10 protein-coding genes and 1 riboswitch are annotated in these 13,246 nt (G+C 64.6%); of the genes, 3 read left to right on the top strand and 7 right to left on the bottom strand.

Going from position 1 to position 13,246, the window contains the following annotated elements; translation table 11 throughout:
- Positions 1-68: 68 nt before the first annotated feature.
- From PF66_RS07480 to PF66_RS07455, 6 genes are all read right to left on the bottom strand, one after another.
- Positions 69-1,547: a mannitol dehydrogenase family protein gene (locus tag PF66_RS07480; protein WP_054062303.1), complete on the bottom strand. Its 1,479-nt coding sequence runs from the start codon at positions 1,545-1,547 to the stop codon at positions 69-71.
- A 15-nt stretch (positions 1,548-1,562) separates the two neighbouring features.
- Positions 1,563-2,666, bottom strand: coding sequence for an ABC transporter ATP-binding protein (locus PF66_RS07475; protein WP_054060689.1), 1,104 nt, complete (start codon positions 2,664-2,666; stop codon positions 1,563-1,565).
- Positions 2,667-2,715: 49 nt separating this feature from the next.
- Complete coding sequence (locus PF66_RS07470; RefSeq protein WP_054060688.1) at positions 2,716-3,555, bottom strand: carbohydrate ABC transporter permease; 840 nt, start codon at positions 3,553-3,555, stop codon at positions 2,716-2,718.
- 10 nt (positions 3,556-3,565) lie between these two features.
- Positions 3,566-4,492, bottom strand: coding sequence for a carbohydrate ABC transporter permease (locus PF66_RS07465; RefSeq protein WP_054060687.1), 927 nt, complete (start codon positions 4,490-4,492; stop codon positions 3,566-3,568).
- A gap of 145 nt (positions 4,493-4,637) precedes the next feature.
- Positions 4,638-5,948, bottom strand: a complete 1,311-nt coding sequence (locus PF66_RS07460; protein WP_054060686.1) for an ABC transporter substrate-binding protein — start codon at positions 5,946-5,948, stop codon at positions 4,638-4,640.
- A gap of 294 nt (positions 5,949-6,242) precedes the next feature.
- Positions 6,243-7,148 carry an AraC family transcriptional regulator gene (locus PF66_RS07455; RefSeq protein WP_054060685.1) on the bottom strand — a complete coding sequence of 302 codons (906 nt, stop codon included), beginning with the start codon at positions 7,146-7,148 and terminating at the stop codon, positions 6,243-6,245.
- A gap of 133 nt (positions 7,149-7,281) precedes the next feature.
- Between PF66_RS07455 and cobF the strand changes: the two genes are divergently transcribed.
- The gene (gene cobF / locus PF66_RS07450) at positions 7,282-8,037 is read left to right on the top strand and encodes a precorrin-6A synthase (deacetylating) (protein ID WP_054062302.1); all 756 of its coding nucleotides are present in this window, start codon (positions 7,282-7,284) and stop codon (positions 8,035-8,037) included.
- 131 nt (positions 8,038-8,168) lie between these two features.
- Positions 8,169-10,487: a glycoside hydrolase gene (locus PF66_RS07445; RefSeq protein WP_054062301.1), complete on the top strand. Its 2,319-nt coding sequence runs from the start codon at positions 8,169-8,171 to the stop codon at positions 10,485-10,487.
- 4 nt (positions 10,488-10,491) lie between these two features.
- On the opposite strand, the gene PF66_RS07440 is transcribed toward PF66_RS07445, so the two are convergent.
- The gene (locus PF66_RS07440) at positions 10,492-11,781 is read right to left on the bottom strand and encodes a glycosyltransferase (RefSeq protein WP_054062300.1); all 1,290 of its coding nucleotides are present in this window, start codon (positions 11,779-11,781) and stop codon (positions 10,492-10,494) included.
- A gap of 88 nt (positions 11,782-11,869) precedes the next feature.
- Positions 11,870-12,077: riboswitch (cobalamin riboswitch) on the top strand.
- Between the two features lie 99 nt (positions 12,078-12,176).
- Here PF66_RS07440 and cobW point away from each other — a divergent pair.
- The gene (gene cobW / locus PF66_RS07435) at positions 12,177-13,244 is read left to right on the top strand and encodes a cobalamin biosynthesis protein CobW (RefSeq protein ID WP_054062299.1); all 1,068 of its coding nucleotides are present in this window, start codon (positions 12,177-12,179) and stop codon (positions 13,242-13,244) included.
- Positions 13,245-13,246 lie beyond the last annotated feature (2 nt).

Here is a 13,246-nt window from a genome sequence, read left to right as displayed (position 1 = left end):
GCCCTGACAACGTGTGAATGTCAGGAAGACCCCTCGTGGGCAAGCCTGGCTCCTACAGGGTAATGGGATCAGGTTCTCGCCAGCAGGCGCTCCAGGGTTTTGCTCACCCCCACTCCCCGCAGGCTGTCGTAGCACGACTTGAAGGCAGCGACGAAGGCTTCGGACTGGGGAATCGCAGTGCCGAAGATTTCCTCCACGCCCAGCAGGCGTTGCACGATCAGGTTGTCATCGGTGACCATCGCCTGGCAGAACTCGGCCCGTGGATCGGGAATGCGGTAGCGCACGCCGTTTTCGTCGACGCCCTTGAGGTACAGGGCCCAGGCGGCCACCACCAGGGCGGCGCGTTCGGTGTCGCGGCCATCGGCGATCAGCCGGTTGATGGTCGGCACGGTGAACTTGGGAAACTTCGACGAACCGTCGGAACAGACCCGCTCCAACTGGTCGGCAATCGCCTGGTTGGAGAAACGCTCGACCAGGGTGTTCTTGTAGTCGCCCAGGTCGATCCCCGGCACCGGGGCCAGTTGCGGGGTGACGTCCAGGTCCATGTAGGCGCGCATGTAGGCGACGAACAGCGGGTCGTTCATGGTCTCGTGGACGAAACGGTAGCCCTTGAGAAAACCCAGGTAGGTGAGGGCCAGGTGGCTGCCGTTGAGCAGCTTGATCTTCATCTCCTCATAGGGCGTGACGTCGTCGGTGAACTGCACGCCGACCTTCTCCCAGGCCGGGCGGCCGTTGCTGAACTTGTCTTCCAGCACCCACTGCACGAAGGGTTCGCAGACCACCGGCCAGGCATCGTCGATCCCGTGCTCGTCATGCAGTTGCAGGCGGTGCGCCGAGCTGGTCATCGGCGTGATGCGGTCGACCATGGCGTTGGGGAAGCTCACGTTGGCGGCGATCCAGTCGTGCAGGCCGGCGTCGCGCAGCGCGGCGAAGGCCAGCAGCGCCTTGCGGGTCACCGCGCCGTTGTGCGGCAGGTTATCGCAGGACATCAGGGTGAAGGCCGCAATACCGTTGGCCCGCCGCTGCGCCAGGGCCGCGCAGAGAAAGCCGAAGACCGTCCGGGGGGAGTCCGGATGGCTGAGGTCGTGCCGGACCTGCGGCAGGTGGCTCATGAACTCGCCGGTGCTGTCATCGATGCAGTAGCCGCCTTCGGTGATGGTCAGCGAAACGATGCGGATCTCGGCCGAGGCCAGCTTGTCGATCAGTGCCCGGGCACCGTCCTGGGCCAGCAGCATGCCGCTGATGGAGGCGATGACGCGGGTTTCGGTGTCGTCGCCGTCCCCCAGTTCGTAGAGCGTGTAGAGGTGGTCCTGGGCCGCCAGGGCGTCACGTACGCCCTGGTCCTCGGGGCGCAGGCCGATGCCACAGATGCTCCACTCGTGACCTTCGCCGAGGTTCATCAGCGCATCGGTGTAGTAGGCCTGGTGGGCGCGATGGAAGCCGCCGACGCCGATATGGGCGATGCCCTGCCGGGTGTCGCTCGCCACATAGCCGGGCAGTGCGACCTGGGGGGACAGGTTGTGCAGGTTCTGTTTGTTCAGGTTCATTGCGGGTTCTCTTGATCAGGCCGCGGCACGCAGCGCGCGGGGCAGCGCCACACCGTCGGCATCGAAAAGGTGGCAGTGGGCGCTGTCCAGGTGCAGGTCGAGGGTTTCGCCGTACTGGCTGGCCAGGTCGCCGCGGATACGCATGGTCAGCGCCTCGCCGGAACGGGTACGGACGTGGCAGTAGGTGTCGCTGCCCAGGCGCTCGCCGACATCGGCGGTGACCCGCAGGACGCAGTCGCCGGGCTTGGCGATTTCCAGGTGTTCCGGTCGGATGCCGAGGGTCACCGGGCTGCCGACGCTGAGGCTGGCGCCGCTTTGGGCCAGGCTGATGCGGGTGCCGGCCTCCAGTTCGACTTCGCAGCCCTGGGCGTCGACGCGGCTGATCTTGCCCTTGAGAAAGCCCATCTTCGGCGTGCCGAGGAAGCCGGCGACGAACAGGTTGACCGGCGAGTGGTACAGCTCCAGGGGCGAGCCGACCTGCTCGACGCGCCCGCCGTTGAGCACCACCACCTTGTCGGCCAGGGTCATGGCCTCGACCTGGTCGTGGGTCACGTAGATCATGGTCGCCTGCAGTTCCTTGTGCAGGCGCGCCAGCTCCAGGCGCATCTGCACCCGCAGCGCGGCATCGAGGTTGGACAGCGGTTCGTCGAACAGGAAGATCTTCGGGTTGCGCACGATGGCCCGGCCGATGGCCACGCGCTGGCGCTGGCCGCCGGAGAGTTGCTTGGGCTTGCGCTCCAGCAGGGGGCCGAGTTCGAGGATGCGCGCGGCCTCGTTGACCTTGCGCTCGACCTCGGCCTTGGCCACGCCGGCCAGGTCGAGTGCGAAGGACATGTTCTTGCGCACGCTCATGTGCGGGTACAGGGCGTAGGTCTGGAACACCATCGCCAGGTCGCGCTTGGCCGGGCTGACTTCGGTGATGTCGCGGCCGTCCAGCTCGATGGTGCCGGAGGTGACTTCCTCAAGGCCGGCGATCAGCCGCAGCAGGGTCGACTTGCCGCAGCCCGACGGGCCGACGAAGACCACGAATTCGCGATCGCGCACTTCCAGGTCGATGCCCTTGATGATGGACAGACCTTCGAAGCCTTTTTGCAGATGTCTTATTTTCAGGTTGGCCATGATGTGGCTCCTCGATTGTTTGGCAGAACACCGGTCCGTGTTGGGGTCATTACTTCACGGCACCGAAGGACAGGCCGCGGACCAGCTGTTTCTGGCTGATCCAGCCAAAGATCAGGATCGGTGCGCAGGCGAGGGTCGAGACGGCGGACAACTTGGCCCAGAACAACCCCTCGGGGCTGGAGTAGGAGGCGATCAGCGCGGTCAGCGGCGCGGCGTTGGAGGAGGTCAGGTTCAGCGACCAGAACGCCTCGTTCCAGCACAGGATCAGCGACAGCAGCATGGTCGAGGCCAGGCCGCCCTTGCTGATCGGCAGCAGCACCCGCAGCATCTCCTGCAACAGCGTGGCGCCGTCGAGACGGGCGGCTTCGAGGATGTCCCGGGGGATGTCCTTGAAGTAGGTGTACACCATCCAGATCACGATCGGCAGGTTGATCAGGGTGTAGATCACGATCAGCGCGAGGCGGGTGTCGAGCAGCTCGAACGACTTGGCCAGCAGGTAGATCGGCATCAGCACGCCCACCGGTGGCAGCATCTTGGTCGAGAGCATCCACAGCAGGGTGCGCTTGGTCCGCTGGGTTTCGTAGAACGCCATGGAGTAGGCCGCCGGTACCGCGATCAGCAGGCACAGGGCGGTGGCGCTGAACGACACCACCACCGAGTTCCAGGCGAAGCGCAGGTAGCCGCTGCGTTCCTGGATATGCAGGTAGTTCTCCAGGGTCGGGCTGAAGATGAACTGCGGCGGCGTGGCGAAGGCGTCGATTTCGCTCTTGAAGCTGGTCAGCACCATCCAGAAGATCGGAAAGAAGATCAGCAGGGCCAGGGCCCAGGCCAGGATGCCGAGCAGCACGCTCTGCAGGCGGCGTGATTGTTTGAGGGTCAGGGTCGTCATGGCGCGGGCCTCAGGGCTTGTCTGTCAGGTTCTTGCCGAGCATCCGCACCAGGATGATCGCGGCGATGTTGGCGATGACCACGGCGATCAGGCCGCCGGCGGAGGCCATGCCGACGTCGAACTGCACCAGCGCCTGGTTGTAGATCAGGTACGCCAGGTTGGTCGACGCATAGCCGGGGCCGCCGTTGGTGGTGGTGAAGATCTCGGCGAACACCGACAGCAGGAAGATGGTCTCGATCATCACCACCACGGCGATCGGCCGGGCCAGGTGTGGCAGGGTCAGATGCCAGAAGATCGCCAGCGGGCCGGCACCGTCCAGGCGCGCGGCTTCCTTCTGTTCCTGGTCGAGGGACTGCATGGCGGTCATCAGGATCAGGATGGCGAAGGGCAGCCATTGCCAGGACACGATGATGATCACCGACAGCAACGGGTAGTGCGCCAGCCAGTCCACCGGCTCGGCGCCGAACAGCCGCCACAGCGCGGCGAGCACGCCCGAGACCGGATGGAACAGCAGATTCTTCCAGATCAGTGCGCCGACCGTGGGCATGATGAAGAACGGCGAGATCAGCAGTACCCGGACGATGCCGCGGCCGAGGAACTCGCTGGCTTCCAGCAGGGCCGAGATCAGTACACCGAACACCACGCTGATCAGCAGCACGCTGCCCACCAGCAGCAGGGTATTGGTGGCGCCGGGCAGGAAGCCCGAGTCGGTGAGGAAGTAGCTGAAGTTCTCAAGGCCCACGTACTGGTTTTCGCCAGGGTAGAGCAGGTTGTAGCGGATCAGCGAAAAGTACAGGGTCATGCCCAGCGGTACGATCATCCACAGCAGCAACAGGGCTACCGAGGGGCTGACCAGAAACCAGCCGGGGTTGCGCAGACGGCTTTTGCGCAGCGGCTGGGGACGGTCCATATGGGCTTTTGCAGTGGTGGTATTCATGGTCTTCAAAACCGCTTGGGGTCAGGGAGCGGATCTTGTGCAGCAGCAGGGCGTGCCCGCGAAGGGTGCGACTCGGTGTTCCTGGCATGGCGTGTTGCCTGGACCGAGATCTTCGCGGGCAGGCCCGGCGCCTGCAGGTCAGCGTCTACTTGGGGTAGCCCGCGCGTTTCATCTCGCGTTCGGTACTCTGCTGGGCCGAGGCCAGGGCCTGGTCAACCGTGGTCTGGCCGATCAGTGCGGCGGAGAACAGCTTGCCGACCTGGGTACCGATGGCCTGGAACTCGGGGATGGTCACCAGCTGGATGCCGACGTAGGGCACCGGCTTGGCGCTCGGATCTTTCGGGTTGGCCACCTTGAGCGATTCCAGGGTGATTTTCGCGAACGGCGCGGCCTGCATGTACGCGTCGCTGTAGGTCGAGGCCCGGGTGCCCGGCGGGACGTTGGCGATGCCATCTTCCTTGGCCACCAGGGCCGCGTATTCCTTGGAAGTGGCCCACGCGCTGAAGGTCTTCGCCGCGTCCTTGGCCTTGGAACTGGTGGGAATCGCCAGGGCCCAGGAGTAGAGCCAGGCCGAGCCTTTCTCGGTGACCTGGTGCGGGGCAAAGGTGAAGCCGACATGGTCGGCGACCTTGCTCTGGGTCTTGTCGGTGACGAACGAGCCGGCGACGCTGGCATCGACCCAGATCGCGCACTTGCCGCTGTTGAACAGCGCCAGGTTTTCGTTGAAACCGTTGCTCGACGCGCCGGGCGGGCCGGATTTCTTCATGGTGCCGACGTAGAAGTTCAGGGCGTTCTTCCATTCGGGGCCGGTGAATTCCGGCTGCCACTTCTCGTCGAACCAGCGGGCGCCATAGGCGTTGGCGACGGTGGTGATCAGCGCCATGTTCTCGCCCCAACCGGCCTTGCCGCGCAGGCAGATGCCGTATTGCTCCTTGTCCGGGTGATTGAGCGTGGCGGCGAATTCGCCCAACTGCTCCCAGGTCGGCCGCTCGGGCATGGTGAGGCCGGCGTCCTTGAACAGGTCGGTGCGGTAGTAGGTCATGGAACTTTCGGCGTAGAACGGCAGGGCGAACAGGGTGCCCTTGACCGACAGGCCATCACGTACCGAGGGGAACACATCATCGATGTCGTAGGTGGCGGGCAGGTTGTTCATCGGTTCCAGCCAGCCCTTGGCGCCCCAGAGTGCGGCTTCGTACATGCCGATGGTGAGCACGTCGAACTGGCCGCCCTGGGTGGCGATGTCGGTGGTCAGGCGCTGGCGCAGCACGTTTTCTTCCAGTACCACCCAGTTCAGCCTGATGTCCGGGTGCTCGGCCTCGAAAGTCTTCGACAGCTTCTGCATGCGGATCATGTCGCTGTTGTTGACGGTGGCGATGGTCAGGGTCTGGGCGCCGAAGCTGACGCTGCTGGCGGTCAGGCAGGTGGAGACGAGCAGAGCTTTTGCTATGGCTTTCATCGAACACTCCTCTTCTGGCGCCCGGTGGCGGTCGAAGGTCGGTTTATTGTTGTTGTGTCTTCCTGTGCCCCGGAAGAATCTGTGGCTGATTACAGCCCTCAATCGCCAGCCAGACAAATCCTTGAAGACACTGTGATCGATACTTTTTTGCACTCGATGGGTAGGGCGCGTCTCGTTGAAACCTCCGTACGAAGGCTCAAGGCCGCGTGTTCCGGGGTAGGCGGGCGGGGGTAAATCCGTACAGGATTTTGCGCAATCGGCCGGGGGCGCCCCGAGCGGGGCGCCCGAAGGGGGTCAACCGAGGTTCTGTTCGGTCAGGCGCTGGACGGCCAGGCGGCGATAGTGCGAGGGGGTCATGCCCTTGAGCTGCTGGAAGCGCCGGTTGAAGTTGGAAATGTTGTTGAAACCGGACTCGAAGCAGACATCGGTGACCGGCTTGTCGCCATCGACCAGCAGTTCGCAGGATTTGCTGATGCGCAGGCGATTGACGAACTCGACGAAGCAGCGCCCGGTGGCCTGCTTGAACACCCGGGAGAAGTAGGTGGGCTTCATCCCCAGGTAGTCGGCGACTTCTTCCAGCGGCAGTTCCCGGGCGTAGTGGGCGAAAATGTAGTCGACGGCGCGGTTGGTGCGGTCGATATTGTTTTCGTCGGCCAGTTGCGGGGTGGTGACGCCGGAGAGCAACTGGTAGTCGTCGCAGGTGCTGAGCAGTTCCAGCAGGATCAGGAAGTGCCCCAGGCGCGTCACGCCCTGGGAGTCGGCGATGCGTTGCATCAGTTGCGCGGCCTGGCCGATGGTGTCCTTGCAGCGGAACTCGATACCGTACTGGGCCCGTTCCAGCAGCGGCGCCAGGGTTTTCAGCTCGGCGAAGATCTGGTGGCCTTCCTCGAACAGTTCGTCGGTGAAGTTCACCAGCATGTCGCGCTTGGGCACCACCTCGTCTTCGGCCACCTGGCTGATCCAGTTGTGGGGCAGGTTGGGGCCGGTGAGGAACAGGGTGTAGGGATGGAAGTTGCCGATGTAGTCGCCGATGAAGACCTTGCCGGAGCTGGCGACGATCAGGTGCAGCTCGTATTCCTTGTGGAAATGCCAACGTACCAGCGGGCAGGGGAAGCCGTGCTGGCGGTAGATGATGGAGAGACCGTTATGGTCATCCATCAGTTCATAGGAGGGATCGGTGATACGGGTCGTTCGAGTCATTGGAGGCGCTTTTATTATTATTGCTGCTCGATAATGCCTCCTTCGTCGGCCATCTGCCAACCTTGCGCCAGGTTTCGGATAAGCTGAAACAGGCTGGACGGCGTCCATCGTGCCCATTTCCAGGAGCAAAACGGTGAAGAGCGTTCTATTGATCGGTATCGGTTCCGGCCACCCGGAGCAGATCACCCTGCAGGCTATCAGGGCCCTGAATCGCGCCTCGGTGTTCTTCCTGCTGGACAAGGGACGGGCCAAGGAAGAGCTGGTGAACCTGCGCAGGGAGATCTGCGAGCGCTACATCGAACAGCCGGGTTATCGCCTGGTGCAGGTCAGCGACCCGCTGCGCGAGAACGATGAGGATGCCTATGAAGCCGGGGTCGAGCGTTGGCATGCGCAGCGCGCCGGACTGTTCGCCCGGCTGATCGACGAGGAACTGGGCGAGAACGAGTGCGGCGCCTTTCTGATCTGGGGCGAGCCGGGCCTGTATGACAGCACCCTGCGGGTACTGGAGCGGGTAGTGGCGCTTGGCGGCCCGGCGTTCGAGGTCGAGGTGATCCCCGGGATCAGCAGCGTGCAGGCGCTGGCGGCGCGGCATCGAATCCCGTTGAACCGCATCGGCGAACCGATCCGTATCACCACTGGCCGGCGCCTGGAAGTGGCCGACCTGGACAATGTGGTGGTGATGCTCGATGCCCATTGTGCCTTCGGCCAGTTCGTCGACCAGACCCTGGACATCTACTGGGGAGCCTACCTGGGCACCGAGGACGAGCTGCTGGTGAGCGGCAAGTTGCATGAAGTGCACGGACAGATCCGTGAATTGCGTGAGGCTGCCCGGCAACGCAAGGGGTGGATCATGGATACCTACCTGCTGCGTCGCCCGCTGGGTTCGTAGGACAGATCCTGGTAGCAGCGATTTGGCGATATTTCAGGTGTCGCTAAGAGACCGTTCTTACGGAGAAGGAGGGCGATGTCGTTTAGTGTCCGCAGGCTCTCAAAATTCCTGGGATACCTCTGTGGAACGCCATGCGCCCCGTACCCGCTATTGATCGATTTCGTCGCCTGTTCCTGACGCTGGCCCTGTGTCTGTCCAGCCTGCCGGTTTTCGGGCAGTTGCCGGTCGACCTGCCCTACAGCGGCGGAGTGTTCAGCGTCGATCCGGCGACCCTGCAGGTCACTCTGCACCGTGACGATGGCCAGGTCTCGGTACTGAGCGCGCCGGCCTTTTCCGACAGTGCCCGGGCCAACGGATTGACCGGGCGCAGCTGGCGTATCAGCCACGGTGCCGATCGCTTCCGGGTCGAGGCCGGGATCGAGCAGGACGCCTTGCGCCTGTCGATCCGCGCCGATCAGCCGGGGCTGCTGGAGTGGCCGCGGCCCCTGGAGGCCGCAGCCATCGAGGCCTATGCTCTGCCGTTCGGGGAGGGCGCCTATGTCCCCGCTGACGATCGCCAGTGGCTGGACTGGCTGTTGCGCCGCTATGAGCCGGATGCCCTCAACGGCCTGCTGTCGATGCCCTTCTGGAGTGAGTTGCGGGGCGATCACTCGATCACCTGGCTGATCGAAACGCCCTTCGATACCCGTTTCGGCATGATCGAGCAGGATTCGCGACCGTTGCCGCGGATCAGTCACGAGTTCAACCGGTTGGCCGGGGACGCGCCCTTCAAGGTCAGCATCAGGGTCGGCCCGGCCGATCCGTTGTATGGCGCGCGTTTCTATCGCCAGTGGCTGGAGGCCCGTCACCGCCTGGTTTCGCTGAAACAGAAAATTGCCCGGCAGCCGCTGGTCGCCCGGCTTGGCGGGGCCGCGCATATCTATCTGTGGGGGGCGGGGCCGCTGAAAACCGCGGATATCAAGGACTGGCCGGCGTTCCTGAGGTTTTTTGCCGCGCGTCGCCAGGATCATCGGCACCTGGCATCGAGGTTGTGGGCGGCGTTCGACCCACCGGCACGGGAAAGTTTCGAGGCCGCGTTGCAGGAGGCCGGTGACTGGAAGAGCGGGGTGTCGCTGTTTCGTCGGCGCGAGGTGACCCGTGCGCTCAATACGGCATTGCAGGCGGCGTTGCCGTTGGTGCCGGTCGAGCCGCTGCCGGGCAATCACGATCCGGCGGCGAATGTGGCCTGGGGGCAGCAGGTCCGCGGGCAGTTGCTCGACGCGTTCGGCCCCTGGCTGGCATCGCCCCGGCGCTGGGGCGGCGGTCTGTCGCTGGAGACCGTGGAGGCGTTGCGCAAGGCCGGCCTGAGCCGGGCCTGGCTGGGGGCGGACGACTGGCGCGATGCGCTGTGGCACCCCGAGGCGGTGGAGGCGGCCAAGGCTGCCGGTTATCTGGTGGCGGTGTATGACAGCTACGGCAGTGCGCATCCCTCCAACCTGCGGGCCACCTGGGCCACGGCGCAGATGGGCGACGAACTGGCGGCGGCGGGCTATCGCGACAGCCGGGGGGAAAAGCTGCGCGGCTTCAATGGCCGTGGGGTCTATGTCAATTCCCGGGTGGTCGAACCCTATGCGCAACGGCGTATCAGTGCGGTTGCCCGTGGCGCCCGCCTGAACAGCTACTTTCTCGATGTCGATGCCGCCGGTCCCGAGTTCAGGGACTATACCCCGGGCCGGGAAACCAGCGAGCGCGAGGATGCCGAGGCGCGCAGGCGCCGCTTGCAGTTTCCCGGCACCGAGCTGGGGCTGGTCACCGGCAGCGAGGGTGGGGTGGCCTTCTATGTGCCCAGCATCGCCTACAGCCATGGCATCGCCACCCAGCCGTTCGCCTGGATGGACCCGGATATCGGCAAGAACAAGCAGTCGCCGTTCTACCGTGGCGGGTACTGGCCGCCGGAGACCCCGGACCTGTATTTCAAGCCGATACCGCTCAAGCCGGCGGTCGCCCGCTTCGTCACCTCGGCGCAGTTTCGCCTGCCGCTGTATCAGCTGGTGTTCCACGACAGCCTGGTCAGCACCCACCATTGGGAATATGGCTCGCTGAAGTTCTCCAGCGAGCGGGAAACCACGGCGTTGCTGCAGTTGCTGTACATGGTGCCGCCCCTGTATCACCTCAACGACCAGGTGCTGGCCCGCGATCTGCCGTTTATTCGGGCCTATGACAAGGTGTTCCGGCCGTTGCACGAAAGGCTGTTCACCGAGCGGCTGAGCGATTTCCAGGTGTTTTCGGCCGATCGCCTGGTTCAGCGTACCTCGTTCAGCGACGGCACCCTGATCACGGTGAACTTCGCCAGGAAACCCGCCCGTTCGCCGGAGGGCCGGCTGTTGCCGCCGCGTTCGGCCCTGGTGCTGGCGCCGGATCGGGGGCCGCAACTGATCGAGATCGCCCGGTTGTTCCTGCCTTCGACATGAGGCCTCAGGCCTTGCGGTTTTTCGCCTCGATCCACTGGGCCATGTACTGGGTGCTCTTGTGATGGTGATGCCGCAGCATGGCGCCGGTGAAGTTGTCGCGCCGATGTTGTGCCAGTCGCTGCCGGCATTGCTCGATACGCGCCACCAGGGCCGGGCCGTGCTGGCGCCGGTCGTAGCGGGCGGCCAGCAAGGCGTGGCCGGCGGCCTGGGCCTGCCGCCAGGCCGCCGGGTCCTGGTAGAGCCGCACGGCGGCCGCGGCCAGGGCTTCGGCGCGGGTCTCGATGGCGCCGGGCCAGGGCAAGTCGCCGTGCATGGCTTCGGCACCGATCGGCGTGGTGACGTTTGGCGTGCCGCAGAGCATGGCATCGGCGAGCTTGCCCTTGATCCCGGCGCCAAAGCGCAACGGTGCCAGGCAGATGCGCGCCGCACTCATGACCTGCAAGGCATCCTCGGCCCAGTTCAGCACGTGAAAGCCCTGGGTCGGGTTATGCAGGGCGGTGGCCTTGGGCGGTGTATAGGCGCCGTAGACGTGCAGTTGCGCGCTCGGCAATTGCTGGCGGATCAGCGGCCAGAGGGTGGTTTTCATCCAGAGCACCGCGTCCCAGTTCGGTGCGTGGCGAAAGTTGCCGATGCTGAGGAAATGCGCGCGCTCCTCGAACGGCCGAAAGGCAGCGGGCTGATCGAGCATCAGCGGGCACCAGTGCAGCAGCGCCGGCGGCAGCCGGAACTGCTCGGTCAACAGGCGAATCTCGACATCGGAAATCATCAGGCTCAGGTCCGAGCGGTAGATCGCCGCGATCTCGCGCTGGGCCTGATCGGTTTCGCTCATCTGCTGGAACACCTGCGGCAGGTCGGGGGCAAACAGCGTGCTGAAGTCGTTCGGGTCCGGATCGGCCTTCAGGCGTTCCTTGAGCTGCTGCTGGCGGGCGTCGCGCAGGCTTTGCAGGTCGGAGGTTTCCAGCACGCGGATGGCGTCGGGGCAGTGCTTCTCGACCCTCCAGCCGAACTGCTCCTCCATCATGAAGCGGTCGAACAGCACCACATCCGGCTGCAGGGCGGTGATGAAGGTGTCGAAGCTGCTGTTGTTGAGCTCGATGGCCTGTTCGTCGATTCCCAGGCTCTGCAGGTCGGCCTTGTGCTCGCCGACGCTGGCGGGGCTGGCGAAGGTGATGTGCCAGCCGGCTTCGAGGAAGCTTTCGAGAATCTGCATCATGTGCCCACCGGCGGCCGAGGAACGGGGTTCGGGCCAGACATAACCGATGACCAGGACGGTGGTGGTGCCGGTGGCACTCATGGGCGGGGCTTCCTTGAAACGGGCAGGGTGAAAGGGGGCGCAATTAAACCACAGCGGCCGTCGAGATTGACCTGCTCCCGCGCACTGCGTAGCCTTGCAGGTTCGAGGTTCTTCGGCATCCGGCCGAAGCTAAGATGGGAACGCGGCAAGCCGCGGCTGCCCCCGCAACTGTGAGCGGTTTGATAGTCTTGCCTGGCCACTGCCCCTTGGGGCGGGAAGGCGCAAGACCCGGTGATCGGGCGACTGCCGAACACCCGCCCGCAAGCCAGGAGACCTGCCTCGTGACAGAATTTCACTTAAACCGGGCGGGGTGATCCGGTGGCGAACCTACCCGCGCCTGTTCCGGCAGCGGTTCTCGTCCCGTATGCCCGCTATTTTTGCCAAGGGGCATCCCGATGAAAACACTGGCCAAGCTTCCCGTCACCATCGTCACCGGCTTCCTCGGCTCGGGCAAGACCACCTTGTTGCGCCACATGCTCGACAACGCCCAGGGCCGCCGCATCGCGGTGATCGTCAACGAATTCGGCGAACTCGGCATCGATGGTGAAATCCTCAAGCAGTGCTCGATCGGTTGCACCGAGGAAGAGGCGGTCGGTCGCGTCTTCGAACTGGCCAATGGCTGCCTGTGCTGCACCGTGCAGGAAGAGTTCTTCCCGGTGATGCGCGAACTGGTGGCACGGCGCGGCGATCTGGACCACATCCTCATCGAAACCTCCGGCCTGGCGTTGCCCAAACCGCTGGTCCAGGCGTTCCAGTGGCCGGAAATCCGCAGTGCCTGCACCGTCGATGCGGTGATCACCGTGGTCGACAGCCCGGCGGTGGCCGCCGGTACCTTCGCCGCCTTCCCCGACCAGGTGGACGCCCAGCGCAAGCTCGACCCGAACCTGGACCACGAGTCGCCGCTGCACGAACTGTTCGCCGACCAGTTGTCCAGCGCCGACCTGGTGATTCTCAACAAGACCGACCTGATCGCCCCCGAAGACCTGGCCAAGGTCCGCCTGGAAGTGGCCGAGGAACTGCCACCGGCGGTGAAGATCGTCGAGGCCAGCAGCGGTCGCCTGCCGCTGGACGTGCTGCTCGGCCTGGGTGCCGGCTCCGAAGAACATATCGACAGCCGTCACAGCCACCACGATCACCACCACGACGGCGATGATCACGACGATCATGACCACGATGCCTTCGACTCGATCTCCATCGACCTGCCGCAAGCCGATGAAAGCCTGCTGCTCGATGCCCTGACGCAACTGGTGGTCAAGCACGGCATCCTGCGGGTCAAGGGCTTCGCGGCGATCCCGAACAAGCCGATGCGCCTGCTGATCCAGGGCGTGGGCACCCGTTTCGACAAGCACTTCGACCGTGCCTGGGGCGCTGACGAGCCGCGTGTCACCCGCCTGGTGCTGATCGGTCAGGAACTGGATGCCGCCCTGCTCGAGTCGACCCTGCGCGCGGCGCTGACGGTCTGACC

It is taken from the genome of Pseudomonas asplenii, assembly GCF_001293465.1.
GTDB classification, from domain to species: Bacteria; Pseudomonadota; Gammaproteobacteria; order Pseudomonadales; family Pseudomonadaceae; genus Aquipseudomonas; species Aquipseudomonas fuscovaginae_B.
Note: the sequence above shows the minus strand (reverse complement) of the source record. Positions and strands in the feature narration are given on the sequence as shown.

What these genes read in the sequence shown, in the direction of transcription:
- PF66_RS07455 (WP_054060685.1), bottom strand. Translation starts at nt 7,148, where the DNA reads ATGACTCGAACGACCCGTATCACCGATCCCTCCTATGAACTGATGGAT.
- PF66_RS07465 (WP_054060687.1), bottom strand. Translation starts at nt 4,492, where the DNA reads ATGAATACCACCACTGCAAAAGCCCATATGGACCGTCCCCAGCCGCTG.
- PF66_RS07445 (WP_054062301.1), top strand. Translation starts at nt 8,169, where the DNA reads ATGCGCCCCGTACCCGCTATTGATCGATTTCGTCGCCTGTTCCTGACG.
- PF66_RS07460 (WP_054060686.1), bottom strand. Translation starts at nt 5,948, where the DNA reads ATGAAAGCCATAGCAAAAGCTCTGCTCGTCTCCACCTGCCTGACCGCC.
- PF66_RS07475 (WP_054060689.1), bottom strand. Translation starts at nt 2,666, where the DNA reads ATGGCCAACCTGAAAATAAGACATCTGCAAAAAGGCTTCGAAGGTCTG.
- PF66_RS07480 (WP_054062303.1), bottom strand. Translation starts at nt 1,547, where the DNA reads ATGAACCTGAACAAACAGAACCTGCACAACCTGTCCCCCCAGGTCGCA.
- cobW (WP_054062299.1), top strand. Translation starts at nt 12,177, where the DNA reads ATGAAAACACTGGCCAAGCTTCCCGTCACCATCGTCACCGGCTTCCTC.
- PF66_RS07440 (WP_054062300.1), bottom strand. Translation starts at nt 11,781, where the DNA reads ATGAGTGCCACCGGCACCACCACCGTCCTGGTCATCGGTTATGTCTGG.
- PF66_RS07470 (WP_054060688.1), bottom strand. Translation starts at nt 3,555, where the DNA reads ATGACGACCCTGACCCTCAAACAATCACGCCGCCTGCAGAGCGTGCTG.